The sequence below is a fragment of the uncultured Jatrophihabitans sp. genome, from assembly GCF_964252635.1.
Taxonomy (GTDB): Bacteria; Actinomycetota; Actinomycetes; order Mycobacteriales; family Jatrophihabitantaceae; genus Jatrophihabitans.
The window spans coordinates 68837-93936 of sequence record NZ_CAXUNP010000008.1 but is presented as its reverse complement, the minus strand read 5'-3'; the positions used below and the strand labels follow the sequence as shown (position 1 = coordinate 93936).

The 25100-nt window shown below is 72.5% G+C and carries 25 protein-coding genes; 9 read left to right on the top strand and 16 right to left on the bottom strand.

The genetic code is table 11. The features are described from left to right. Window positions 1-11 precede the first annotated feature (11 nt). The 4 genes from ACFFCA_RS05680 to ACFFCA_RS05665 all read left to right on the top strand — a co-directional run bounded on the left by ACFFCA_RS05680 (window position 12) and on the right by ACFFCA_RS05665 (window position 3758). Window positions 12-1037: a catalase family protein gene (locus ACFFCA_RS05680; RefSeq protein ID WP_375482673.1), complete on the top strand. Its 1026-nt coding sequence runs from the start codon at window positions 12-14 to the stop codon at window positions 1035-1037. Window positions 1038-1065: 28 nt separating this feature from the next. Continuing rightward, the gene (locus ACFFCA_RS05675) at window positions 1066-1809 is read left to right on the top strand and encodes an enoyl-CoA hydratase-related protein (RefSeq protein WP_375482671.1); all 744 of its coding nucleotides are present in this window, start codon (window positions 1066-1068) and stop codon (window positions 1807-1809) included. Between the two features lie 56 nt (window positions 1810-1865). Beyond that, window positions 1866-2786, top strand: coding sequence for an AAA family ATPase (locus ACFFCA_RS05670; RefSeq protein ID WP_375482669.1), 921 nt, complete (start codon window positions 1866-1868; stop codon window positions 2784-2786). 81 nt (window positions 2787-2867) lie between these two features. Next, entirely contained in the window at window positions 2868-3758 is an 891-nt protein-coding gene (locus tag ACFFCA_RS05665) for a VWA domain-containing protein (protein WP_375482667.1), read from the top strand. A gap of 43 nt (window positions 3759-3801) precedes the next feature. On the opposite strand, the gene ACFFCA_RS05660 is transcribed toward ACFFCA_RS05665, so the two are convergent. The 9 genes from ACFFCA_RS05660 to ACFFCA_RS05620 all read right to left on the bottom strand — a co-directional run bounded on the left by ACFFCA_RS05660 (window position 3802) and on the right by ACFFCA_RS05620 (window position 12967). Then, window positions 3802-4329: a DoxX family protein gene (locus ACFFCA_RS05660; RefSeq protein WP_375482665.1), complete on the bottom strand. Its 528-nt coding sequence runs from the start codon at window positions 4327-4329 to the stop codon at window positions 3802-3804. Between the two features lie 69 nt (window positions 4330-4398). Further along, window positions 4399-5544, bottom strand: coding sequence for a CoA transferase (locus ACFFCA_RS05655; RefSeq protein WP_375482663.1), 1146 nt, complete (start codon window positions 5542-5544; stop codon window positions 4399-4401). Then, a complete protein-coding gene (locus tag ACFFCA_RS05650) occupies window positions 5531-6574 on the bottom strand; it encodes an enoyl-CoA hydratase/isomerase family protein (protein WP_375482661.1) in 1044 nt (347 codons plus the stop codon). Before ACFFCA_RS05650 ends, ACFFCA_RS05655 begins: the two co-directional genes overlap by 14 nt. Further along, a complete protein-coding gene (locus ACFFCA_RS05645) occupies window positions 6564-7928 on the bottom strand; it encodes an amidohydrolase family protein (RefSeq protein WP_375482659.1) in 1365 nt (454 codons plus the stop codon). Before ACFFCA_RS05645 ends, ACFFCA_RS05650 begins: the two co-directional genes overlap by 11 nt. A gap of 79 nt (window positions 7929-8007) precedes the next feature. Next, the gene (locus ACFFCA_RS05640; protein WP_375482657.1) at window positions 8008-9306 is read right to left on the bottom strand and encodes a phosphotransferase family protein; all 1299 of its coding nucleotides are present in this window, start codon (window positions 9304-9306) and stop codon (window positions 8008-8010) included. Continuing rightward, window positions 9303-10250 carry a hypothetical protein gene (locus ACFFCA_RS05635; RefSeq protein WP_375482655.1) on the bottom strand — a complete coding sequence of 316 codons (948 nt, stop codon included), beginning with the start codon at window positions 10248-10250 and terminating at the stop codon, window positions 9303-9305. Before ACFFCA_RS05635 ends, ACFFCA_RS05640 begins: the two co-directional genes overlap by 4 nt. A 38-nt stretch (window positions 10251-10288) precedes the next feature. Continuing rightward, complete coding sequence (locus ACFFCA_RS05630; RefSeq protein WP_375482653.1) at window positions 10289-11497, bottom strand: epoxide hydrolase family protein; 1209 nt, start codon at window positions 11495-11497, stop codon at window positions 10289-10291. Then, window positions 11497-12702, bottom strand: a complete 1206-nt coding sequence (locus ACFFCA_RS05625) for a cytochrome P450 (protein WP_375482651.1) — start codon at window positions 12700-12702, stop codon at window positions 11497-11499. Before ACFFCA_RS05625 ends, ACFFCA_RS05630 begins: the two co-directional genes overlap by 1 nt. Before the next feature lie 64 nt (window positions 12703-12766). Next, window positions 12767-12967, bottom strand: coding sequence for a ferredoxin (locus tag ACFFCA_RS05620; RefSeq protein WP_375482649.1), 201 nt, complete (start codon window positions 12965-12967; stop codon window positions 12767-12769). Window positions 12968-13118: 151 nt separating this feature from the next. On the opposite strand from ACFFCA_RS05620, the gene ACFFCA_RS05615 reads away from it, so the two are divergent. Next, window positions 13119-14162 (top strand): NADPH:quinone oxidoreductase family protein, encoded by a 1044-nt coding sequence (locus ACFFCA_RS05615; protein ID WP_375482647.1) that lies wholly within the window; start codon window positions 13119-13121, stop codon window positions 14160-14162. 12 nt (window positions 14163-14174) lie between these two features. Here the strand turns inward: ACFFCA_RS05615 and ACFFCA_RS05610 are convergent, their stop codons facing one another. Then, complete coding sequence (locus ACFFCA_RS05610; RefSeq protein WP_375482645.1) at window positions 14175-14969, bottom strand: FadR/GntR family transcriptional regulator; 795 nt, start codon at window positions 14967-14969, stop codon at window positions 14175-14177. 158 nt (window positions 14970-15127) lie between these two features. Between ACFFCA_RS05610 and ACFFCA_RS05605 the strand changes: the two genes are divergently transcribed. Then, window positions 15128-16144 carry an NAD(P)H-dependent flavin oxidoreductase gene (locus ACFFCA_RS05605; protein WP_375482643.1) on the top strand — a complete coding sequence of 339 codons (1017 nt, stop codon included), beginning with the start codon at window positions 15128-15130 and terminating at the stop codon, window positions 16142-16144. A gap of 4 nt (window positions 16145-16148) precedes the next feature. Here ACFFCA_RS05605 and ACFFCA_RS05600 read toward each other — a convergent pair whose 3' ends face one another. Genes ACFFCA_RS05600 through ACFFCA_RS05575 form a run of 6 tightly spaced genes read right to left on the bottom strand, consistent with a single transcriptional unit; the run spans window position 16149 to window position 21753 of the window. After that, window positions 16149-17003, bottom strand: coding sequence for an alpha/beta fold hydrolase (locus tag ACFFCA_RS05600; protein ID WP_375482641.1), 855 nt, complete (start codon window positions 17001-17003; stop codon window positions 16149-16151). Further along, a complete protein-coding gene (locus ACFFCA_RS05595; protein WP_375482639.1) occupies window positions 17000-18226 on the bottom strand; it encodes an acyl-CoA dehydrogenase family protein in 1227 nt (408 codons plus the stop codon). Before ACFFCA_RS05595 ends, ACFFCA_RS05600 begins: the two co-directional genes overlap by 4 nt. A 2-nt stretch (window positions 18227-18228) precedes the next feature. Then, on the bottom strand, window positions 18229-19320 hold the full coding sequence (locus ACFFCA_RS05590) for an acyl-CoA dehydrogenase family protein (protein ID WP_375482637.1): 1092 nt from the start codon (window positions 19318-19320) through the stop codon (window positions 18229-18231). A 44-nt stretch (window positions 19321-19364) separates the two neighbouring features. Next, window positions 19365-20246 carry a DUF6282 family protein gene (locus tag ACFFCA_RS05585; RefSeq protein ID WP_375482635.1) on the bottom strand — a complete coding sequence of 294 codons (882 nt, stop codon included), beginning with the start codon at window positions 20244-20246 and terminating at the stop codon, window positions 19365-19367. Continuing rightward, on the bottom strand, window positions 20231-21004 hold the full coding sequence (locus ACFFCA_RS05580; RefSeq protein WP_375482633.1) for an enoyl-CoA hydratase/isomerase family protein: 774 nt from the start codon (window positions 21002-21004) through the stop codon (window positions 20231-20233). The genes ACFFCA_RS05585 and ACFFCA_RS05580 overlap by 16 nt, the downstream gene beginning before the upstream one ends. Continuing rightward, window positions 21001-21753 (bottom strand): enoyl-CoA hydratase/isomerase family protein, encoded by a 753-nt coding sequence (locus tag ACFFCA_RS05575; RefSeq protein ID WP_375482631.1) that lies wholly within the window; start codon window positions 21751-21753, stop codon window positions 21001-21003. Before ACFFCA_RS05575 ends, ACFFCA_RS05580 begins: the two co-directional genes overlap by 4 nt. Window positions 21754-21875: 122 nt before the next feature. Here ACFFCA_RS05575 and ACFFCA_RS05570 point away from each other — a divergent pair, with 122 nt between their 5' ends. The 3 genes from ACFFCA_RS05570 to ACFFCA_RS05560 are packed head-to-tail and all read left to right on the top strand — an operon-like array spanning window position 21876 to window position 25095. Next, entirely contained in the window at window positions 21876-23000 is a 1125-nt protein-coding gene (locus ACFFCA_RS05570) for an acyl-CoA dehydrogenase family protein (RefSeq protein WP_375482629.1), read from the top strand. Then, on the top strand, window positions 22997-24256 hold the full coding sequence (locus ACFFCA_RS05565) for an acyl-CoA dehydrogenase family protein (protein ID WP_375482627.1): 1260 nt from the start codon (window positions 22997-22999) through the stop codon (window positions 24254-24256). Before ACFFCA_RS05570 ends, ACFFCA_RS05565 begins: the two co-directional genes overlap by 4 nt. Then, window positions 24253-25095 carry an SDR family NAD(P)-dependent oxidoreductase gene (locus ACFFCA_RS05560; RefSeq protein ID WP_375482625.1) on the top strand — a complete coding sequence of 281 codons (843 nt, stop codon included), beginning with the start codon at window positions 24253-24255 and terminating at the stop codon, window positions 25093-25095. Before ACFFCA_RS05565 ends, ACFFCA_RS05560 begins: the two co-directional genes overlap by 4 nt. The last annotated feature ends 5 nt before the right edge of the window (window positions 25096-25100 follow it).

Below are 25100 nucleotides of genomic sequence, written 5' to 3'. Positions count from 1 at the left end.
ACGGACTTCCCGTGCCCAGCCCCACGCCCACGCCCTACAGCGACGACGTCGAGACCGAACTGCCCCACGAATCCGAGATCGTCGACGAGACGATCTCCACGATGAAGAACACGATGGCGCAGGGTTTCGAGGTGACCCGGCACGCCACGTCCGGCACGCACGCCAAGAGCCACGGGATCGTGACCGGCACGCTGCGCGTCCACCCGGACCTGCCCGCCGAGCTCGCGCAGGGCCTGTTCGCGGAGCCCGGCCAGTTCGAGGTCGTGGTCCGCTACGCCAGCGAACCGGGTGCCGTCGACCCCGACACCGCGCCGCGCGCCCGGGGCCTGGCCCTCAAAGTGCTCGACGTCCCGGGCGTGAAGCTCAAGCCGGGATGGACCAGTCAGGACTTCCTGTTCAACACCTGGCCCATCATCCCGCAGGGCGACGCCAGCACCTACCTCGACGTCATCAAGCAGCGCGACCAGCACTTCGGCCACCACCTGCGCACCGTGCTGGGTACGGCGGTGCAGCACCCGGTGGCGAAGGAGACCATCTTCGACCGCACGCCCAACATCCACCCGGTCGCCTTCACGTACTACTCCCAGTCGGCGTTCCGCTACGGCGACTACGTCGCCAAGTTCGCGATCGCGCCGGCCGACCCCGAGCAGCAGTCGCTTGCCGAGCGCACCGTCTCCAAGAGCGATCCGCCCGGCATCCTGCGTGACTGGGTGCAGGAGTTCTACCGCGCCCACACCGCCCGCTACGACTTCCAGGTGCAGGTGCAGACCGATCGGGACACGATGCCCGTCGAGGACGCCTCGGTCGAGTGGCCAGAGGCCGACAGCCCGTTCCGCACCGTGGCCTCCCTCGAACTGCCGGTGCAGGAGTCGTTCAGTCCGGCGCGACGCGTGTTCGCCGAGGACGTGATGTCCTGGCGGCCCTGGAACGGCCTCGCCGCCCACCGCCCCCTGGGTTCGCTCAACAGGTTGCGGCGCCGCGCCTACGACGAGCTCGGCGCGGTCCGGCGCATAGTTGCGGAATGCAGTCGCGCATGACCTTGCAATCGTTTCAGGAGCGTCGGCCATGACAGTGGAATGCGAGGAACAGGACAGTGTTCTAATCATGCGCATCGCCCGTGTCTCTAAACGCAATGCCATCAACGCCGTCACCACCCTCGCCCTGGACGCGGCAATGAACCAACTCGAAGACGACCATTCGCTCAGGGTCGGAATCCTGACCGGCGCGGGGGAGGTGTTCTCGGCCGGAACGGATCTGCGTACGGGTTCGGGTCCGGCGACGCCGCGCGGAGGTGAATACGGAGTCGTCCGTCGGAAGCGCACCAAGCCATTGGTGGCAGCCGTCGAGGGGCCAGCATTCGGTGGCGGGTTCGAGCTGGCGTTGGCGTGCGATCTGATCGTCGCCTCCCGTACGGCGCGGTTCGCCCTGCCGGAGACGCAACGGGGCGTCGTAGCAACGTCGGGCGCATTGTTCCGGGCGATGCGGGCGATGCCGTTGCACGTCGCCAAGGAGCTGCTCGTCGCCGGTGGCGAGCTGGATGCCGAACGTGGCTACCACCTGGGCTTCGTGAACCGGGTCAGCGCACCCGGCGAGGCCCTGACCGAAGCGCTCGCCCTGGCCCGGTCGGTCTGCCGGGGCGCGCCGAGCGCGGTGGCCGCGAGCCTGGCGGCCGTGCAGCAGCAGCTCGACGCGGCCGACGACCTGGGGTGGGCGGCCACCGCCACCGCCGTGGACGTCATCCGCGACCACCCCGAGGCCGCCGAGGGCATCGCGGCGTTCCTCGAGCGCCGGCCGCCCGCCTGGTTGTGAGCAACGACTCGCGGACCGCCGCCGCGCCGCACCCGAACCTCGATAAGGTCGCAGGCGTGACCGTCGAACTCGTCGAGGTCCGTGCCCGGATCTCGACGGACGTCGTGGGCCGTGACCGCGAACTGGACCTCGCTCTTGCTGCTGTCTCCGCCGGCCGGGACCTGCTCCTCGAAGGTCCACCCGGTACGAGCAAGACCACCCTGCTGAGCGCGATCACGGCGCAGTGGCACATCCCGCTGGTGTTCGTCGAGGGCAACGCGGACCTGACCCCCGCACGACTGGTCGGGCACCACAACCCGTCGCGGGTGCTGCGCGAGGACTACAGCGTGGACAACTTCGTCGACGGGCCGCTGCTGGATGCCATGCGCAGCGGGGGTTTCCTCTACATCGAGGAACTCAACCGCGCTCCCGAGGACTCGCTCAACACGCTGCTCACGGCCATGGCCGAACGCCGCATCACCATCCCGCGGGTCGGCACCGTGCACGCGCTGCCCACCTTCCGGGTCGTGGCGTCGATGAACCCCTTCGACAACATCGGCACCAGCCGGTTGTCGACCTCGATCCTTGACCGACTGTGCCGAATCGCGATCGGCTACCAGGACGCCGAGGCCGAGCGTCGGATCGTGGCCCTGCGCACCGCGGAACGCACCGCCAATCTCGACCCGCAGCTCGCCGAGCGGATGCGGCACGACGCCGTGGCCCTGACCCGGCGCACGCGCGAGTCCGAGGACATCCGGCAGGGCAGCAGCGTCCGAGGGGCGATCGACCTGATGCTCGTGGCGTCCGAGCTGGTGACGATGCGCGCGATCTCCGGTGACGACGACCGGTACGCCGAGACGTTCTACGACGCCCTCACCCTTGCCCTGTCCGGGCGCATCGTGCTCGAACAGACGCTGGACACCACCCCGGAGGCGGTGCTGCGGGTGCTGTGGGAGGACCACTTCCTGCTCGACCCGGCACGCGCCGCGCCCGGTTGAAGAGCCGTCGACGTCGACTCCCCCGTGCGGCGACGCGTGCCCACGACAACCCGGCCACGGCCTCTGACGCGTCGACCCAAGGTGCTGGATCGTGCCCCGTCGCTGTACCTACCGCCGGGTTCGGCCGGCGGCGGCGCGCCCGCGCTGGGGGCGCGCGGTCGCGGCCGTGAACGACCCGCGCCCGGAGCGCCGACGCAGTTTACCGACGAGGACGGGAACGTCCTGCACACCGACGACGGCGAGCCGGTCGACCCCGAGGTGCTCGCGCGGGTGCACCAGATCGCGGCCCGGCTCGCCCTGCCCCGACCGCGCCCGGTCCGACGGGCGCGTCGCGGCCCCGGCGCGCTGGTGTCCCGCCGTTTCACCGGCGTCGGTGACGAGTTGGACCTGGACGCCTCACTGGAACAACTGGCCGGCAACCCGGTGCCCGACGACGACGACCTCGTCGTCCGCGAGCGCGCCGGCACGCGTCGCTCGGTCGTGCTGGTGGTTGACGCGTCCGGCTCGATGCGCGGTGAGCGCATCCGCACCGCCGCGGCGACGGTGGGAGCCGTCGCCGGAGAACTCGCGCGCGACGACGTCGGCGTCGTCGCGTTCTGGTCGGACGCGGTGGTGCTCCAGGCTCTGGGCGCCCGACTCGACCTGGAGAGGCTGCTCGCCGACCTGCTCCGCCTTCCCGCGCGCGGCCTGACCAACGTCAGCCATCCGTTGGCGGTGGCCGCGAGCCAACTCGCGCGCGTCCCGAGGCACGACGCACGGGTGGTGCTGCTGTCTGACTGCGTGCACAACGCCGGCCCCGACCCGCGGACCGCCGCAGCGCGGCTGCCCCGGCTCGACGTGCTGTTCGACGCGACCGGCGAGTGCGACGAACAGCTCGGGCTCGACCTGGCGAGGGCCGGTCGAGGGCGACTCGTGCGGGTGACCGGGCATCGCGGTGTCGCACCGGCGCTGCGCACGATCTTCGAACAGTGAGCGCTGGCGGTGCAGCGCGCCGCTCATCGCTCGCGCCCGGCGGTCAGTCCTTCGGTACCGGCTTCGTCCAGAACGCGGCCAGCTGTGCGGCAGCGCCACCGATCCCTAGCCCGGCGGCGACCAACGCACGTCGGGCGGGGGTGCCGACCTCGTCCCACCCGAGCAACCGGTCGACGCTGAACCGGCCGCTGCCGAGTGCCGACAGGGCGATCGCGGCGGCGCTGAGGAAACCCACGTACTCCCAGCCCTCACCGGTGATGAAGTAGCCGTTCGGCTGGTGGACCGTGCGGTACGCGACGGACATCGTGCCGACGACGGCCGAGGCCGCCAGCGGAGTGGCCGCCCCGGCGAGGACCGCGGCACCCGCGCCGACCTCGACCGCGGCGCTGAGTTGCGCCTGCAACCGGGGCTCGCGGAACCCGATAGAGCCGAACCATCCGGCCGTCCCCTCGAGCGACTTCCCGTGCCGGACGCCGTGGGCGACGAACGTGCCGCCGACCGCGCAGCGCAGCACCAGCCTGGCCAGCTCGGCGGGGTCGGACGAAGACGAGCGGCGAGAACGACGAGACATGTCCCGACCCTAGTGCGCAGACACCGGCCGAGCGGCGTTCACTTCGCCACACCGGATCGCGCCTGCGGGTCAGGTGACCGCGGCGGCGCGGCGGGCGGTGTCGTGCATCGACACGTCGAGCAGGCTGCCGCGTTCCGAGGCGAGGGCGACCGCAACGGCGGCCGCGGCATGGACGCCGGCGAGCGGGTCGGCCAGGGCGTCCCCGGCGGGCACGGGACCTGCCCCGGTCCACGCGAGCAACCCGGCACCAACGGCGACGTCGTCGCCGAAACCGACCCGGTTCGCGTCCGCACCCTGCCGGCCGTACGCGGTCACGCTCGCCCAGATCGTCCCTGACGCGACATGCTCATGCGCGTCGATCCCGAGTCCGGCCAGCGCGCGGGGGCGGGAGCCCTCGATGACGACGTCCGCCGACGCGACCAGGGCGTGCAGCTCGGCGCGCTGCCGACGGAAGTCGAGCTGCACGAACTCGTGCCCGGCGTGCATCAGCCGGAAGAACGCCGGCGGGCCTAGACGGGCGCCGTCCGGTCGGTCCGAGCTCTCGACCTTCACGACGCGGGCACCGGCCATCCTGAGCAGGCGGGCGCACAGCGGGCCGGCCCAGAGCGCGGACAGGTCCACGATGGTCGGTCGGGACGACTGCTTCCTCGGACCACCGGGCGTCACCTCGACCGGGCGGCGACGCTCAGGCAGCGGCCGCGGTGGTACGACGGCCGCGGGCAGCTGCAGGTCGACGGCGCGCGCGAGGGCGTCCTGGACGGCGGTGTCGCGCAGCCAGCTGCGGACCGCGTCCCAGGGCGCGGTCACCGGGTCGGACCGCGTCAGCGCCGGCAGCACCTCACGGTCCCAGGCGCGCGCCAGCGACAGCCCGAACCATCCGTCTCGCGCAGGCAGACAGCGGAACGCGCCACCCGCCGAGAACGGGGCGTTGCGCTGCATGCCGCTGGTCCGGGCCCGCTCGCCGAGCACCTCGACACCGGGCAGCGGGGCACCGAGGTACGCCCCGGCCACGGCGAGGGCGGCCAGCGTCGCCGACGCTGCCTGGCCACAGACCTCGGGAGCGGGGCCGTCGCGGTACCCGGTGAGCCGATCGGCACCCGACAGCGCCCACAACCGGGATTCGTCCGTCGCCGGCACCTCGAGCACCCGCGGCCGGACGGCCAGGGGAACGGTGAGGTCGTCGTGCAGGCGCCGCGCCAGCTCAGCCGCGCTCATCGACCAGCCCCCAGGCGAGCGCGACGTCGACGCCGATCGACTCGCCGGACAGGTGCAGCCAGGCGCACCGCCACCGGCCCACCCGTCGGGTGATGCCGACGGTGCCGCCGGCACCCGGGACGAGCCCCATCCCCAGCTCCGGCAGCGCGAACCGCGCGTCGTCGCGGGCGACCACCCGCCCGGCGAAGGACGGGATCTCGACACCTGCGCCGATGCAGGCGCCGTGCAGCCTGACCTCCAGACGTGCGCCCAGCTCGTGGGCCCGCAGCGCGGCGCTGCGCTGCAGCCGGACCACGTGCGCGGCGCTCACGTCGGTGGAGGTGCCGAACTCGTTGAGGTCACCCCCGCTGCAGAAGGCCGGTCCGGCGCCCGTCAGCACCACCGTCGAGATGGTGCTGTCGGTCAGGGCCAGCTCGAACGCCTCGATCATGCCGTCACGAAGCTGCCGCGAGAACGCGTTGCGGCGTTCCGGCACCGACAGCCGCACGTGCAGCTCGTCACCGGCACGCGCGAGTTCGACGGCGTCGCCGTCGCGCGCCGGGACGGCTCGACGGGTGCGTCCAGCCAGCCAGCCGGCGAACTCTTCGCCGGCGAGCAACATCGAGTAGACCGCCGACTCCACGCTCAACCCCTCCCGGACCGGGAGCCGGGTCGTGGCCTCGACGAGTCGCCGCATGGCCAGCGCCGCCTTGGGCGACCCCGTCACCGCACCCTGCAGACGAGCGGCTGCCGCCGCCGGATCGGCAACCGTCACGAAGGTCCGCTCGGGCCGCGGATCCGTGGTCAGGGAGCACGCCAGGGCGTCGACGATGCCGCGGTGCGCCGGCGCGGGCGCGCGCGTGGCGACGCCGACGGCCACGACCTCGGCGCGGCGCAGGGCGTCCTCGACAGCAGCTGGGTCGTCGACGCGCGTGTCCAGGTCCACCAGCACGAAGGGGGCACTGGGCACTCCGGCGGTGTCGTGCCCGAGCGCCGACAGGTGATCACGCACCTCGTCGAGCCGCAGCGGCCTCGGCGGCTCAGCGGGCATGCACGACCTCGCCGTCGATCACGCAGTACCGGACGTGGCCCGCGTGCGGATCATCGAGGACGTCGTCGAGCCCACCGTCCAGCAGCACCAGGTCGGCCGCCGCGCCCACCGCCACCCGGCGCGGCGCGCCACCCGGGTCCGACGGGTCGGTGAGGTATCCGCGCAGCGCCGTCCGGGCGGCGACCCGCTCCGCCGGTGCGACCGCACGACCGGACGCGGAACGCCGCGCCACGGCGGACGCGACGGCGAACCACGGATCCGGGCTGCCGTACGGGGCGTCGCTCGAGCAGCCGACAGGCACACCCGCAGCCAGCAGGCTCGCGAACGGCCACAGGTGTTCGCGGTCCACGGCGTCGACGTCGTCGAGGTAGCGATCCCCGCGCAGGGCCGGCAGCGACGGCTGGGTGACCACGGTGAGGGCGAGGCGGGCAAGCACCTGACGCAGCTCGGGCGGCACGACGGCGGCGTGCTCGATGCGGTCGCCGGGCACCGTGCCGAGCTCCGTCAACGCGGCGAGCGTGAGCACGAGAGCCACGCGCGTCACGCAGTGCACGGCCACGGGCCGTGGCCGTGCGCGCTCGATCAGGGCGACCAGTTCGGCCGGCGACGGGAGCGCGTGGTCGCTCACCACGATCTTGCGTGGCGCGTCGGATGCCGGGTCGCCCAGCAGGACCGCCCGTTGGCGCAGGGCCGACGAGCGGAGCAGGGTGACGGCGCTGTCGTCGAGCTCCGGCGTGGCGTCGGTGATGCCGGTAATGCCGTAGGACGAGAGCTCCTCGGACACGGCCGAGACGTCCGGCGCCGGACCGGGGCCCACGCGTTGCCGCAGCCAGGCGTCGCAGCGCCACAGTCGTCCGGTCGCGACGCCGTCCGAGTCGCGCTCGACACCCTGCGGCTCACCGGGAACGGGTCGGTCCAATCCCACCTGCCTCAGGGCCGAGCTGTTCAGCACCCACAACGCACCGCTGCGGTGCTGCACCCGCACGGGCACGTCGCAACGGATGCGGTCGAGGACCTGCCGATCCAGCTCGCCGGCCACCGACTCGTGGAACCCCACGGCCCGCACCCATCCGCGCCTCGGCACAGCCCGGCGAAGGGCCGCTGCGAACGCGGTCGCCGTGCCGACCTCCGGCGGGCCGCAGGCCACCGAGTCCCTGGCCGCAGCCATGGCCAGCACGTGGCAGTGGTGGTCGTGCAGGCCCGGCAGCACCGCTCCGCCCGCCAGGTCGAGCTCTCGCGCCCCCGACGTGTGCGCAGCGGGACCGATGCCCGCGACCCGGCCCCCGCGAACCAGGACGTCGGTCCGGTCGACCCCCTCGACGGACACGTTGCGCAGGAGCAAGGGGGGCCGCACCGGGCCAGGGTAGGCGTCCGGCACCTGCGGGAGCACGCTATGGTGCCGATCGTCCGGGGGGCCCGCGAGGTCGGGTCGGTCAGGAGGGTCCGCCTCGGACAGGGTCCCCGCACAGCGCGAACTCGCGGAGCTCGCGGGCCGCCAGCCGCGGGAAGACCTCGGCACACCCGATCCGGCCCTGCGCGAGGGAGCCGGCCAGCTCGGCCGAGGCGGCGGGACCGAGATCACCCTCGATCCAGCTACCGGCCTGGTCCCAGGTCCTGAGGTAGCGCAGTACGCGGATGATGCCCGCCGCGCTGCTGCGGCCGGCCGGGTCGTCGACGGCGGGGATGACCGTCTGCTTGAGACGGTCGACCGCACCGTCGTAGAGCCAACTGCGCTCCGTCGCAGCCGGCGGCGGGGGCTCGGGGTCGGGGCACGACTGACCGAGGTTGACGGCCATGACGTCGATGAACATCCGCCTGTGCCGCAGCCGGTAGAACACGTTGCGACCGATGTTCGCCGTGGGGTCGCCGACGCGGTGCAGGCGGATGACCATGACCTTCCACAGCACCAGGGCCAGGTGGTAGTCGATGCGCGCCGCGACTGCGTCGGCCGGCTGCCCGCCTGCCGATCGTGCGAGTTCGCGGACGCCGGGTATGCCATCGAGACCGGCCCGCATGACCGTCCAGGCCAGGTCCTCGACCGGGTCCCCGGGGTGCGCGAGCTCCCAGTCGATCAGGCCGGTCACCGCGCCGTCGTGGTGCAGGAAGTTCCCGGTGCCGGCGTCGCCGTGCACGAGGACCGGGGCCTTGGCCACCATCGGCACCGACTCGCGCAACCAACGGTGACCGAACTCGAGCAACGGGTCGGGCGCCTGCGACGCGGACCGCATGACGCCTTCCCAGATGTCGAGTTCGTCGAGGATGCAGTCCGAGGTGGTGGCCGGTACCGGACGGCCGAAGAGCGCGCCTGCGGCATCACGGGGCGGCAGGCCCGCCGCGTGCAGTTCGCCCAGGCGGCCGAGGAAGTCCCGCAGGATCCGGTCCGTGGTGTCGGCGTCCAACCCCGTGAGGTCGGCGCGGCCCGGCAACGCGTCAGTCGCCATCATCGACCCGTCCGCGGACACCGCCCGCAGCCGCGGCGCGTGCACGCCCATGCCGTCCAGCGCCGCGTAGACCTGGGCCTCCCGCGCGAGGCTGTGCACCGGAGTCAGGTCCTCGCCGTTCTCGGCGCGTACCAACAGCCGCTCGTCGCTGTCGGAGCTCGACACGATCCACACCCGCCGGCTGTTGCCCGGTCGCAGGCCGGTCACGGTGCGCTCGGCCGGCCCGAGCGCCTGGGCCAGCCACGTCTCGACGTCGCTGTCGGAGCGTGCTCGCGGGGCATGCGCCGTCACTGCGCGGCGCCGTCGGGCCGCAGGAAGGTCGAGCGCCAGTCCGTGTGCGTCCACACGTCCTGGTCCTCTCCCCAGGCCGGACCACCGGCTCGGTCGAACTCGAGCAGGCTGATCGTGTTGGCCGAGGTCGGACGGGGATGAACCAGTCGACTCCGGGCGCGCGCGGTCTCGTCGATCGTGCGCCCGTCCTCGTCGACGGCCTCGATGTGGACGGTGGTCACCCAGTGCTCGACCGGATCGCGTTCCTCGGTCCGTCGCCCGGACGTGACCGGACGACACTCGCCGTCGCGGTACAGGAAGCCCCGCGTGATCGGGGCGACGCCGGCGACGCGTTCGGAGTAGACGAGGAACGCCTCGTCCTGGGTCGCGAGCCAGCAGTAGCTGAACCGCGGGGGGAACCGCTCCGATCGCAGCCCCCACGACCGGTCGCGCAGGGCGAAGCAGTCGACGACGTGTTCCTCGCCGGCCAGCGTCACGGTCCCGGTGACCCTGCCTGCCTGGTCGTAGTGGGCGCTGGAGAAGAACGGCGGCTCGTGCTGCTTGTGCCCGATGGCGGGCATGGTCGCGGCGAAGTCGAGGTCGAGGGTGAACCCGGCGTCCGCGTCGTCGTAGACCAGGCCGTACTGCTGCCCGGGCACCGTGGTGGTGATTGTCAGGGGGCTCGGGAAGTCCAGCGGGGACGCGTGCAGGCGTTCGGGACGGGTGGGAAGTGCCGTGTAGTGCGCGAAGTACGGCGACGTACGCGGCTGGGAGCCCGATCGGTCCCATACCCAGGCGCCGCCGGCCGAGGCTCTCTGGTTCGGACGGACGAGGGCGTAGAGCCAGCCACCGATGCCCTGCTCGGGGACGAAGAAGCAGAACCACCACGTCTCGGCCCACCAGGGGTGGGTGTCGTGATCGTGCAGGAAGTCGTCGGCAGGAACGAACGGCTCGTAGGTCGGCATGTCGTGGGTGCTCCTCAGGGTTGCCGGCAGGCGGTGCGTCAGCGCAGCGACGAGAACGCCGCGCGCAGCTCGTCGCCGAGCACCCCCGGCTGCTCGAGTCCGGGGAAGTGGCCGCCGCGTGCGAACTCGGTCCAGCGCACGATGTTGCTGTAGCGCTCGGCACGACTGCGCACGGGCAACGACGTGTCCTCGCCGAAGACGGCGACGGCGGTGGGCACGGTGCAGTACCCGCGTTGTGCCCATCCGTCCGGGCTGTGCATGGTCTCGTAGTAGAGCCGGGCCGACGAGCCGGCCGTTCCGGTGAGCCAGTACAGCATGACGTTGGTCAGCAGCAGGTCGCGCGGCACGGCCTCGTCCGGGCTCCGCCTCGCGGCCGTCCAACCGTGGAACTTCTCCACGATCCAGGCCAGCTGACCCAACGGTGAGTCGGTGAGCGCGTAGGACAGGGTCTGCGGCTTGGTGCCCTGCAGCGCGCCGTAGGCGGACTCCTCGCGGTCGAAGTGTTGCGCCCGCTGCGCGGACGCGCGCCAGCGCTCGCCGTCCGGCGGCGCCGCGTCCGGGGCGCCACGTGCCACGCCCCCGGCGGGCTCGGTCACGCAGATGCCCAGGACGTCGTCCGGGTGTCGCAGGGCGAGACTCCGGGTGACCCGGGACCCCCAGTCGCCGCCGTACGCGACGAAGGAGGCGTACCCGAGTCCGCGCATCAGCGCGTGCCACGCGTCGGCGACGCGCGGCGGGGTCCACCCGCGATCACGGGTGGGCCCGGAGAAGCCGTAGCCCGGCAGGGACGGTACGACCACGTGGAACGCGTCGCCGGGGTCGCCGCCGACGAGGGTCGGGTCGGCCAGCTCCGCAGCGATGCCGGTGAACTCCAGCACCGATCCGGGCCACCCGTGCGTCAGGATCAGCGGCAACGCACCCGGGTGCGGTGAGCGCAGGTGGACGAAGTAGACGTCGGCTCCGTCGAGCTCGGTGCGGAACTGCGGCAGGGCGTTGAACGCGGCCTCGGCGGCGCGCCAGTCGTAGTGCGTGCGCCAGTACTCCGCGAGCTCCTGCAGGTAGGTCACGGGAACGCCGTAGTCCCAGCCGACGTCGGCCAGTTCGTCGGGCCACCGGGTCTCGGCAAGCCGGCGCCGGAGTTGCTCGAGCTCGGACTCGGGGACGTCGACCCGGAATTCGGTGATGTCCAGCCCGGCGGGCACGGGACGGTTGCCGTCTCGGGCGGCGGGGTCCGGACGCCGGGTCATCACCAGCTGAGCGGCAGGGAGTCGACGCCGTACACGCCGTTGCCTGCGTGCTCGAGCACCTGGGCGCCCGGCGTCACCTGGTACTCCGGGATGCGGCGATGCCATTCCTCGAGGGCCACGACGAGCTCCCGGCGGGCCAGGTGCGACCCGAGGCAGCGGTGCGGGCCCGCACCGAACGCGAGGTTCGCGAACGACGGTCGGTCGATGTCGACGGTGGTTGCGTCCTGGAACACGTCCTCGTCACGACTCGCGAACGCCAACGGCATGCTCACCATGTCGCCGGCCTTCATCGGGCAGCCGTGGAAGTCGACGTCCCGCGCCACCTTGCGCCCGACCCGCACGATGGCGTGGGCGCGGAGCATCTCCTCGACCGCGCCGGGGATGCGGTTCGGATCCTCGACCAGGGCCCGGCGGTCACGATCGTGGGTGGCCAGGTGGTGCAGCATGAACGAGAGCTGCGACGCGACCGTGTCGAGGCCGGCCATGAAGAGCAGCAGCAGGCACGAGAGCACGTCGTCGTCGCTGACCGGTCGGCCGTCGATCTGCCAGTCGAGCGACGCACTGATGATGTCGTCGGCCCGACGCGACGGGTCCGCACGCCGTTCGGCGATGAGCGACGAGAACATGGCCGTCACCTCGTTCATGGCCGTCATCATCTGCGAGTAGTCGGGGTCGGTCTCGCTGTCGAAGTGCAGGATCTTGTCCTCCCACGCCATGAACCGGGACAGCTCGCTGACCGGCAGGCCGATGATCTGCAGGAAGATCGTGGTGGGGAACCTGGCCGCGAAGTCGGCGACGAATTCGCACCGGCCGCCGTCGACGAGGCCGTCGACGAGCGTCGTGCACATCTCGCGGACCGGGGTCTCGAGCTTCGCGGTGCGGCCGGGCGAGAACCAGCCGCCGAGCAGCCGGCGCCATTTCGTGTGCCCGGGCGGGTCGAGCATGATCGGAATCCACCGGAACGGCGGATCCGGCATGGTGGGCACGGTGGCCACGCTCGAGAACGTCTCCGGATGCTGCAACGCCTCGACGATCAGGTCGTTGCGGGCCAGGACCCAGTAGCCCTGGGCCTCGTCGGAGCGGAACACCCGGTGCTCACGGCGCAGCTCGTCGAGCTGCGCGAAGAAGGACTCACCCGGCGTCGCCACCGGCGAGAACTCGAAGCGCACGACAGGACAGGTGGCGCCCTGCTCGGACTGCGTCACAGCTACCTCCTCACCCGGGGTCGCGTCGCCCGGACCCACCTGCTCGGGACTTGCGCCGGGGCGCTCAGGCGTCGAGCACGGTGATGGCCCGCTCCGGGCAGGCCGCTGCGCCGTGCCGCGCCGCGTCGGCCCGGTCGTCAGGGACGTCGACGACGCCGTTCAGCGCCGTGTAGCCGTCGTCGTCGATCGGGTAGACGTCCGGCGCGGTGGCGTTGCACCGGGCGTGGCCGGTGCACTTGGCCTGGTCGACGGAGATACGGAGCATGTGCGAGTGCCTTTCCGCGGGGAGCCGGCGACGATTTCCCTAACTTGTCTAACCTAGTGATCGCACACAGCGCAAGCAACGGGCTCTCGGCGCGCGTCCCGACCGCGGCGCGGTGGTGCGCCGGCCCGCAGCGGACGGAGGAGCTCATGACGTGTTCGGTCAACGGGCGGTCGGCGGTGGCGCGGCGGTGACCGGCATGCTCCGGTGGTACGCCGACGCGGTCGGCGAGCCGGCGAACGTGCTGGCGTTGCGGACCGTCGACGTCCCCGAGCCCGGCCCGGGCCAGCTCCTGGTGAAGGTGGCCGGTGCGGCGCTGGGGTTCCCGGACGTACTGCTGTGCCGCGGCGCCTACCAGGTGCCCCAGCAGGTGCCGTTCACCCCGGGGGCGGAGGTGGCGGGGATCGTCGTGGGTGGCGACACGTCCGGGCGGGCGGCAACCGGTGTCGGGCTCGGCACCCGGGTCGCGGCGGTGCTGCCGGGCGGTGTCGGCGCGCTGGCCCAGTTCGCGGTCGTCGACCGGGACAGCGCCTTCCCCGTGCCCGCCGCCCTGAACGACGCGCAGGCGGCCGCCCTCACCTCCGCCTACACGACGGCCTGGTTCGGGTTGCACGAACGAGGTCACCTGGCCGCGCGCGAGACCCTCGTCGTGACCGCAGCGGCCGGCGGTGTCGGCAGCGCGGCCGTGCAACTCGGGCTAGCGGCTGGAGCGCGCGTCATCGGCGTCGTCCGCGGCGCGCACAAGGTGCAGGTCGCACGAGGGCTCGGTGCCCACCTCGTGATCGACTCGACGCGCGGGACGGTCTCCGAACGGGTGCTGGTCGAGACCGGCGGTCGCGGTGCGGACGTCGTCTTCGACCCGGTCGGTGGGGACACGTACGTCGACGCGCAGCGCTACCTGGCGTTCGGGGCGCGGTACCTGGTGGTGGGGTTCGCCGCGGGCGCCATCGCGACAGCGCGGCTCAACCGCCCGCTGCTCGGGAGCTGGTCGATCGTGGGGGTCAACGTCGGGCTGCACGTGCAGCGCGAGCCCGACCACGTGCGCGCGGCGCTGGAGCGGATCGGCGAGATGTGTGCCGCCGGCGTCGTGCGGCCGCTCGTCGGCGACGTCGTGCCCATGGCCCGGGCGGCGACACGGCTGCAGGACGTCGGCAACGGTGCGACGACGGGCCGGATCGTCGTCGACCCCTGGCACTGAGGACGCTGGCGCTCAGTCGAGCAGTTCGGTGATGCGGCGGTCGTGCGACCAGGGGCTCTGCATCTCGGCGACCACACGCATGTGCTCGGCCCAGAACCGCTCGGCCTGTTCGGCGTCACCCGCCTCGATGAGGTCGACCAGCCGGCGGTGCGCCTTGAGGCTCTTGCGCGACCACGACGCGCGGTCCGGTGCGGAGGACATCGCCATCGCCGCGTCCTTCGCGCTGATGTACTGCAGGCTCTCGGTGATGATGTCCATCGTGGCGTTGCCGGCCATCCCGATCAGGACGGAGTGGAACCGCCAGGACACCCGGGCGAACGCGTTGTGGTCGTCGAGGACGCGCTCCTCCTCCGAGAGCACCTCGCGCAGCACGGCCACGGCATCCGCGGACGCTGCCTGCGCCGCCATCCGCGCCGCCGTCGGCTCGTAGATCGTGCGGAACTGGACCACGTCGGCGAGCGTGGCCTCGCGCAGGATCAGCTGGATCGCGACGGCCCGCGCCACGACGTCCACCTCGGGGTGGACGACCACCGGTCCCTTGTGGGATCCACGGCGCACCACGATCAGGTTCTGCGCCTCGAGCAGGCGCAACGCCTCGCGCAGCGTCGGGCGCGAGACCGCGTACTGCTCCATGAGGGTCGACTCACCCAGCAGGGACTCGCCGGGAGACAGCTCACCGCCGAGGATGCGCGCCCGCAGCTCGGCGGCGATGATCTCCGCGAGCTTCGGCACCCGATGCGGTCGCAGCGCCTCGGCGGCCGAGTCGGGGTGCGAGCCCGACGCGGAATCGGACCGGGCTGGCGACATGCGATCTCCTGGCACTCGACGACACCTCCCCCCGGTCAGCTTATGGGTCGGCCTGCGGATCTCCCGTGCACCCGGCGACGCGGGGCTCCGTCGTCGCACCCGTGCGGCCAATGAGTAAACTGATTGTGCTTTTGTCTCCGGCGTGAAGGCTGACTGCCATGACCCTCAGTGCGACGATCCGCGATCGGCTCACGCTGCCGGCCGTCTGCGCGCCGATGTACACGGTCACGGGGCCGGAACTCGTCCATGCGGCCTGCGCCGCGGGCGTTCTGGGCGTGCTGCCGTTCAGCAACGCCGGCGACGAGAACACCTTCGAGCAGTGGCTGACCGAGATCGACGACGCCCTCACCGAGCTGCAGGAGGCCGAGCCGCGCCGACGGGTCGCCCCGACAGGCGTCAACCTGCGCATGCAGCTCCCCGCTGAGGTCATCGAGCGCACACTGGCCCTGTGCGCCCGTCGCGGCGTACGCGTGATCATCACCGCCGGCGGCGATCCGGCGGACATGGCCGCCCGGGTGCACGAGCACGGACTCGAGATCTGGCATGACGTCACCTCCCTGCGGTTCGCCGAGAAGGCGATCGCCGCCGGGGTCGACGGCCTGACCTGCATCGGTGCCGGCGGCGGTGGCCACTCGGGACCGATCGGCCATCTCGTTCTCGTTCCCAGGATCCGCGCCATGTTCGACGGCACGATCACGATGGCCGGCTCGGTGTCGACCGGCGCGGCGATCCGTGCCGCCGAGATCCTCGGTGCGGACCTCGCCTACATGGGCACCCGTTTCATCGCGACCGAGGAGTCGCGGGCCTCGGCCGACTACAAGCGCCTCATCCTCGAGGGCACCTCGTCGGACCTGCGGTTCACCGCGGACATCGCGGGCGTGCCCGCGAACTGGATGGTCGAGTCCATGCGGCTCGCCGGTCTCGACCCGCAGGCCCTGCCGACGCCGACCGGGAGCGGGCGCTCGTACGGCCACCTGCCCGACACCGCGCGCCCCTGGAAGACCGTGTGGTCCGCCGGCCAGGGCATCGACCTGATCGACGACCTGCCCACCGTCGCCGACCTCGTCGCGCGCCTGCGCGCCGACTACGTGACCGCGTGCCGGACACCGGACATGAGCGACGTCGCCGCCGATCCGGTGGTCGCGAGCCGAGCGCAGCCCGCACCGTTGGGCTGACACGTCACACGCGGGCCAGGAACTCCGTGATGGCCCCGCCGAAGGCGTCGTTGTCGTCGCCGGCGACCATGTGTCCCGTCCCGCCGACATCGACGAAGCCGGCGTGCGGCACCAGCTCCAGGAAGTCCCGGACCCCCTCCTCGCTGAGCACGTCCGACTGGCGACCCCGTACGAGCAGCGTGGGCACCGAGATCCGACGCGCCGCCGAGCGCAGCATGTCGACGTCCACCTGACGCGACGGCTCGTCGGCGTCGGCACGCATCATGCGGGGATCCCAGTGCCAGTACCAGCGCCCGTCGTCGCGACGGCGCACGTTCTTGCGCAACCCGTCGGTGCTGGTCGGCCGCGGTCGATGCGGGTTGTAGGCCGCGACGGCATCGGCCACCTCGTCGAGGTCGGCGAATCCGGTCTCGGCGTGGCGCCGCATGAACTCGCCGATGCGTCGCGTGCCGTCCCGCTCGATGCGGGGTGCGACGTCGACGAGGACGAGGCCACGCGCCGCGACCCGCCCCGTCCCCACCGCCACCAACGACATCAGGCCACCCAGCGAGGCCCCGATGAGGACGGGCGACGGGTACCGCTGCGCCGCGGCGACGACGTCGCCCACCAATACGTCCATCGAGTAGTCCCCGTCGGGGGCCCACGTGCTGTCGCCGTGCCCACGGGTGTCGACGGACACCGCCGTCCAACCCGCCCGGGCGACGTGCTCGGCCGTGGCCTTCCACGAGTGACGGGTCTGCCCGCCGCCGTGCCACAGCAGGACCACGCCTCGCGCGTCGGGCACCCGGTACTCGTCCGTGACGAGCGCGACGGGGCCGTTCCCGATGGTCACCGTCGACAGCGCGGGGGCGGGGCTCACCGCGTCGGAGTGAAGATCTGCGGCAGGCCGAGTACCCGTTCGGCGATCGTGTTGCGCTGGATCTCGGCGGTGCCGGTTCCGATGGTCGCCGCGCGGCTGCGCAGGTAGTTGCGTACCCACCGGCCGCCCTGCACCGCCCCGGAGTCGGCGTCGAGCAGCACCGCGTCGGGGCCGAGCAGCTCCATCGCGAGCTCGTACAGGCCCTGTTCGAGCAGGCTCTGGTAGAGGCGGGACGTCGAGGACGCGGCGCCCGGCTCGCCGGTCCGGCGGATCTGGTCGATGGTGCGCTGTGCCGTCAGTTGCATGATGCGCACCCGGATCTCGAACGCCGCGACCCGGTCGCGGGCCGTCTCGTCGGCCAGTGCTCCGCGGTCCTGCAACAACGTCACCAGCTCGTCCCAGGCGCGGCGGAACAGCGCCGCCTGGCTCAGGGCCCGGGTGGCGCGCTCGTGGCCCAGACTGGCCCGCGCCACACCCCATCCGCCGTCCTGCTCGCCGATCCGGTTGTCGACCGGCACCCGGACGTCGTCGAAGAAGATCTCGCAGAAGTGCGAGCCGCCGGACAGGTCGCGGATCGGCCGGACCGTGATGCCGGACGTCGTGAGGTCGATGAGCAGGTAGGTGATGCCCGCGGAACGCGACTGCTGGGTTCCCGTCCGGACGAGTGCGAACAGCCAGTCCGCGACGTCGGCGTTGCTGCTCCAGACCTTCTGGCCGTTCACGACATAGGCGTCGCCGTCGAGGCGGGCGGTCGTGCGCAGGGCCGGCAGGTCGGAGCCGGCCTCGGGTTCGGAGAATCCCTGGGCCCAGACCTCGTCGGCGCGCAGCATGGGTTGCAGGAAGCGCTCGCGCTGGGCCGGGGTGCCGAAGGTCAGGATGGTCGGGCCCGCGATGCTCGGACCGTTGCCGGGATGGCCGGGCACCCGTGCCCGGGCGAGCTCCTGGTAGTACACGATCTGCTCGTCCAGACCGAGGTCGCAGCCCCCGTACTCGCGGGGCCACGACGGGCCGGCGAAGCCGTGGTCGAACAGGGTGGCGGCCCAGTCCTGCTGCCACCGGGTCCGGGCCCCGCGGTCGCCCTTCGGGCTGCGGCCCGGGTGCTCGGCGGAGAGGAACGCACGGAGCCTCGCGCGGAAAGCGTCGACCGGCGCGCCGTCGCGCGTGTCCGGGGCGGCGGCAGGCTCGGCAACCACGGCGGCGGTCTCGGTGTGCGGCGAGGTCATCGTCAGAGTCCCATCAGGTCGGCGAGGGTCCGCCGGTGGTCGCGCGGCGTTCCGTAGAGCAGCTGATCGGAGCGCGCGCGCCGGACGTGCAGGTGCGCGTCGTGCTCCCAGGTGAAGCCGATACCGCCGTGGAGTTGGATCGTCTCCTGGGCGATGTGCACGTACGTCTCGCTGCACCACGCCGCGGCCGCGGCGGCGGAGCCCGGCTCGCCGTCGCCGTCCGCGAGCGAGTCCCGAAGGTGGTAGGCGATCGAGCGGGCCGCCTCCAGCTCGACCAGCATGTCGGCGCACCGGTGCTTGACGGCCTGGAAGGAACCGATGGGCGCGCCGAACTGGTGGCGGGTCTTGGCGTAGTCGACGATCATCTCGAGGCAGCGGGCCGCGCCGCCCACCTGCTCGCACGCGACCGCCGCCTGCTGCACGGTCCGGGCCCGTTCCATCAGCGCCGCGCCCCGGCCGAGAACGGTCGACGCCGCACCGTCGAACCGGACGGCGGCGATCGGCCGGGTGGGGTCGAGGGCGTTCAGCGCCTGCACGCTGACGCCAGAGGTGTCGGCGTCGACAACGAGCAGCATCTCGTCGTCCGGCGAGCCGGGGTCGGTGGCGGCCAGCACGAAGACGTCGGCGTGTGCGCCGTCGGGGACGTGACCGGCCCGGCCGTGCACCAGCCCCTCCCCGGTCACGACCAGCCCGGCGCCGAACCACGGCGCCGCGATCGTGCGTCCGCCCGCGAGCCCGGGCAGCAGCGCCGCCCTGGGCTCGCCCTCGTCACCGGCCAGCACGGCCGCGGCGGCGACCGCCGAGGACAGCAAGGGCACGGGGGCCAGCGCGGCTCCGAACTCCTCGAGCACCACCCCGAGTTCGCGGAACGAGTGACCCGCACCCCCGAGCTCCTCCGGGATCCCGATCCCGGTCAGGCCGAGGGAGTCGGACAGCGACCGCCAGGCCCGCGTGTCGAAGGTGCCCTTCTCCCCGGCCGTGCGCACGGCGGACATCGGCAGATTCGAGCGGAGAAAGTCCTGGACGACGGCGCGGAGCTGTGCGATCTCGTCGCCGGACGCCGTCATCTGGTACCTCTGTCTGTCGTCAGCCACCTAGTTATAACAGTGTCCTGTTTAGCAGCAACCGCGCGCCGGCGTCACGCCCGGGCGAGCAGCCGCGCAGGCGTCTCGCGGACGAACTCGGTCAGCAGACGCTCGTCGACCCCCTCGGCCCACAGGGCCTCGAGGTACCCGCGCAGCCCGGGCGCCGGACGCGGGGCGTCGGTCGTCCAGCCGTAGTCGGTCGAGAGCACCACGCGGCGCGGGTCGAGCGCACCGAGTGCACCGACCACCGCATCGAACACCGCGGGGACGCCGACGCAGCTGTGCGCGGAGAACTCGATGACGGCGCCGAGCTCGGCGAGCGCGACGCAGTCGGGCGTCGTGAACTCGGGCCCCACCCCGCGCTGCATCGCGTGGGTGACGACGACCTTCCCGCGGTGCGCGAACTCCCGCGTGACCGCGAACTGTTCCGCTGCGGAGATGTGCCCGGTGGCGAGGACCGCGTCGTGGTCGGAGACGAGCGCCATGATCTCGAGCACCTCGGGCCGCAGCCGGCCGTCGGCGTCGACGGTGCGGATGCCCGCGCCCCGGACGCGACGCAGGAACGGGTTGTTGTCGGCCGCCGAGATCGTCGGCAGCCACACGACGCGCGCGCCCGCGTTCAACGCGACCTCGACCGCCGCCGGGTTGAGACCGCCCACGTGCGTGTCGCAGCAGATGCCGCCGACGACCTGCAGGCCCGGGACGAGCTGACCGACCGTGCGCGCTAGCGTCGCCGTCGGGAACTCGTGACCCTTGAGCACGATGGCCGACATACCCGCCGCCAGCGCGTCGCGTGCCGCCTCGAGCGGGTCGACGGAGTGCGGCGTCCCGACTGCACGCTCGATCAGGGGCTCCGGGCCGAAGTGGCAGTGCAGGTCGACGGCGCCGTCGACGACGACACCCGTGGGCGCGCCGCGGGTCAGCGCAACCGCCAATCCGGCCGCTCGAAGGTGGCGCGATCGACCTGGGCCTGCCCGATCGGGTTGCCCAGCTGGGTGTACATGAGTCCGGTGGCCTGGGCGCCGGTTCGCGTCATGTCCAGCGACTGCCAGATCGCCCGCACGGTGCCCTGCGTGGCGACGCTCGGCTTGGCGGCGATGATCGCCGCGAGCTCGGCCGCACGCTCCCGCAGCGTCGCGTCCGGCGTGATCTCCGAGACGAGTCCGATCTCGAGCGCCCGCCGGGCCGACATACGTTCGTCCAGGCCGACCAGCGCCCACCGCAGCACCTCACCGAGCGGGACGCGACGGGCCAGCCCGATCGGTTCGAGCGCCGACGTCATGCCGTAGCTGACGTGCGGGTCGAAGAAGGTCGCCGACTCGTCGCAGATCACGACGTCCGCCTCGTTGAGCCAGTAGAAGGCGCCGCCCGCGCACATACCGTTGACGGCGAGCACCATCGGTTTCCAGCAGTCGTTGGCCTTCGGCCCCAGATGGGTACCCGGGTCGTCCCAGATCCAGAGGTTCGGCGGCTTGTCGATGCCCCGGGCGACGTCCACGCCGGTGCAGAAGGCCCGCTCACCGTTCGCCCGGACGACCGACACGTGCACGTCGTCGTCGCGCCGCACGCGGCGCCAGACGTCGGCGAACTCCTCGCACATCTGCTGGTTGAACGCGTTCAGGCGCTGGGGACGGTCGAGGGTGACCGTCGCGACGTGGTCCGCGACCTCGAACTCGATCGTCTCGTAGCTCATCGGGTGCCCTCCCGCTTGAGGCCGAAGCGGCCGCCGGCGCGGGCGCGGAAGTCCGGTCCGACCCGGGTCGGGACGCGGTAGGCCTCGTCGGCCAACCCCTCGGCAAGGGTCATGCCGTCGGTGCGGACCAGAACGCGCTTGTGCTCGCGATGGCTGAACCACGAGCCGGCCACGATCGTCGCGGTGAGGCCGTCGACGGCGGCATCGAGCTCCGCATCGGGAACGCACACGCTCGCCAGGCCCATCGCCTCGGCCTCGCGGCCCGAGTACCGCCTCGCGGTGAACATCATCTCGCGCGCCTTGTGGGGACCGACGCGCCGCGGCAGACGCTGCGTCATGCCCCATCCCGCCACCAGCGCGAAGGACGCGTGCGTGTCGGCGAACCGCGCGGACTCGGAAGCCACGATCAGGTCGGCGGCCAGCGCGAGTTCGAGGCCGCCGGTGACGCAGTGGCCGTGCACCGCGGCGACGGTAGGTTGCGGCAGCGTGGCCAGTTTCTCGATGACCGACGCCTGGAAGTTGTGCCGCGGCGCCTTGGTCGGCCGTGAGATGTCGGCCCCGGCAGAGAAGCAACTGCCCGCTCCGCGCACCACCACGGCCCCGACCTCGTCGACGCGGGCAGCGATGTCGTCGAGGCGGTCGTCCAGCGCGCGGAACACGTCGATGTCCAGCGCGTTCCGCTTGTCGGGTCGGTTCAGCACGAGCGTCGCCACCCCGTCCCGCTCGCTGCAGAGCAGCACCGATGTCATCGTGTCCTCCCGATCGTGGCCGGCACCAGTATCCACCTGCCGACGCGGCCCAGCCGGCCGTCAAATAGTTGATATAGCATACTGATTCCAGCGAACGGAGGCCTACTGTGGGGGCGAGCGACATGGGCGCAGCGAGCACCTTCCGTGACGAACGCGAGGCGCTGCGCGACAGCGTGCGCGCGTTCCTGACGAAGTACTCCAGCGAGGCGCAGGTGCGTGCCGCCATGGCCACGGCCGCGGGTTCCGACCCTGCGGTGTGGCGCCGGATGGCGCAGGACCTCGGACTGCAGGGCCTTGCCGTGCCCGCCGGCTTCGGTGGGAGCGGGTTCGGTGCGACCGAGCTGCAGGTCGTCCTGGAGGAGATGGGCCGCGCGCTGCTCTGCTCGCCGTTCTTCTCCTCCGCCGTGCTCGCCACCAATGTGTTGCTGGCCTCGGACGACACCGAGCTCTGCCAGGACGTGCTTCCCGGTCTGTGCGACGGCAACCGGGTCGCGACCGTGGCCGCCACGGGCGACAGCGGGAGCTGGCAGGCCGACGATGTGTGGGACGCCTCGGCCGGTCCCGCGGGTGACGGATGGACCGTGACCGGCCGCAAGAACTTCGTCCCGGACGCCATGGTGGCCGACCTGCTCGTCGTGGCCGCGCGGTGCGAGGCCGGTCCCACCCTGTTCGTCGTCGAGGCCACCCAGCCCGGGGTCGAACGCTCCACGCTCACCACGCTGGACGAGACGCGCAAGCAGGGCACGGTGCAGTTCGCGTCGGTCCCGGCGCGGATCGTCGGCCGGCCGGGCCGGGGCGCGGAGATCCTCGAGCGGGCCCTGGTCCGCAGCGCGGTCGCGCTGGCCGCCGAGCAGGTGGGCGGGGCCCGCCGCGCGCTCGAGCTCGCCGTCGACTACGCCAAGGTGCGCGAGCAGTTCGGCCGGGTCATCGGCTCGTTCCAGGCGGTCAAGCAGAAGTGCGCGGACATGCTCCTGGCCGTCGAGGCGGCCACCTCGGCGTCGCGGGCGGCGGCGGAGGCCGTCGACGCGGGCGGGGACGACACGGTGGCGCTGGCGCATCTGGCCCTGGGTCTCGCGAGCGAGGCCTACGTGCACGCGACGACCGAGAGCATCGAGGTGCACGGCGGCATCGGGTTCACCTGGGAGGCGTCCGCCCACCTCTACTACAAGCGGGCACTCGCCGGTGCCGCCCTGCTGGGGTCGCCTGCCTCGCACCGGTCGGCGATGCTCGCGGCGATGGGCCGGTGAGCGCGGTGCCGACGAACGACCGGGACCTGCTCGAGCTGGCCCACACCTCGGAGGAGCGCGCTTTCGCTGTGGACGCCCTGCAGTTCCTCGCCAGGCACGCGACCCGGCGTACCGACGCGACGGTGCGGTGGGGCGTGGGTGAGGAGCAGCTGGCCCTGTTCCACGAGTCCTCCGGGGAGGCGGAGCTCGCCGAGGCCGAGGCGGCCCGCGCCTGGCAGGCCCGGCGCTGGGAAGCCGGGTTCGGCTGGATCACCGGGCCGGTGCGGCACGGCGGCCGCGGCCTGACCGACACCTTCGACAGCCTGTACCGGATGCTCGAGGCGGCCTTCGACATCGTCGACATGAATCCGCTGCGCATCGGGCTCGGCACCGTCCAGTCCTGCCTGCGCCACCACGGCAACGACGACCAGCTCGCCGAGTTCGCCGTGCCGCTGATGCGGGGCGACACCATCGCCTGCCAGCTCTTCTCCGAGCCCGGGGCCGGGTCCGACCTCGCCGGTGTGCGCACCCGCGCCACCCGGACCGACGGCGGGTGGCGCGTCGACGGGCAGAAGGTATGGACGTCGAACGGCAACTTCGCCGACATCGGCCTGGCGCTGGTGCGCACCGACCCCGACGTCGCCAAGCACCGCGGTCTGACCATGATGATCGTGCCGATGGACACGCCCGGCGTCGAGGTGCGCAAGCTGCGCCAGATGACGGGTGGGGCGAGCTTCTGCGAGGTGTTCCTCGACGCCGTGTTCGTGCCCGACCGGCTGTGCATCGGCGAGCCCGGCACCGGCTGGTCGGTCACGACGAACACCCTGGCCCACGAACGGCGCGTCACCGGTGACCGCTCCCACGAACTGGTCGCGCGGGCGACCGAACTGCTCTGGCTGCTCGCCTGCCGGGTGCACCGCGACGCCGACCCGCTCGTCCGCGACGCGTGGGCCAGGGTCTACACCGGTGTCCGGGCCGCCCGCTTCCAGCAGCAGCGGATGCAGGAGACCCCCGCCGAGGACCTGACGGGCAGCGAGCGCGCGATGGACAAGCTGCTGCTGGTCAACAACCTGCGGGCGATCGGCGACCTGGCCCGCGAGCTGCTCGGCGCGTCCTTCGTCGCGGACACCGGCGCGTGGGGCACCTACAACTGGAACAAGTGGCTCATGGGCGCCCTGGGTTACCGCATCGCAGGAGGTACGGACGAAGTCGTGCGCAACCTGCTGGGCGAGCAGGTGCTCGGCCTGCCCCGCGAGCCGAAACCGCGCACCACGTGACCCCGCGCGTCGTCTGCGTCACCGGGGCCTCGCAAGGTGTGGGTCTCGCGGCCGCCGTCGCCTTCGCGAAGGCCGGCGACATCGTGGTCGCGACCTCGCGGGACGCGACCGCCGCGAGGGCTGCGGTTCGCGCGCTGGACGCCTCGATCGACGTGCGACCGCTCGACGTCACCGACCAGGACTCGGTGGACGCGTTCGCCGCCTACGTGACCGATCGCCACGGGCGGGTGGACGTCGTGGTGAACAACGCCGGCCGCGGGTTCCTCGGCAGCACGCCACAGCTGGGCCTGGACCACTTCCAGGACAGCCTGGAGGTCAACTTCCTGGGCGCTATGCGTGTCACCAAGTCGTTCCTGCCGCTCATGCGCCGCCGGCGCTCCGGTCACCTCATCGCCGTGTCCAGCATCGGCGGGGCCGTGGGGCAACCCTTCCGCGACGCCTACTGCGCCGCCAAGTTCGCCCTCGAGGGCGCGTACGAATCGATGCACCCGGTCCTCGCCCGGTTCGGCATCCGGGTGAGCATCGTCGAGCCCGGCCCGGTCAGTTCGGGGTTCACCGCCCGCGCCGTGCAGCTCGACCCGGGTGCGGACACCGAGCTGGCCGCCCTCCAGCGGCGCTACCAGGCCGCGGCCGCCGCGGCACGGGGCCAGTCCGCAGAGGACGCGGCAGCGGCCGTGCTCGCCTGTGCCGACCACGACGACCCGCCGCTGCGTGCGCAGACCTCTCGTTTCGCGACCCGCCTCGTCGGGCTCAAGCTCGCCGACGTCGACGGGCGGGCCGTCAGCGCCATGACCGGGAGCTGGTTGGCCGGCAACCCGGACGCGTCGGACGGCCGCTGACCGGA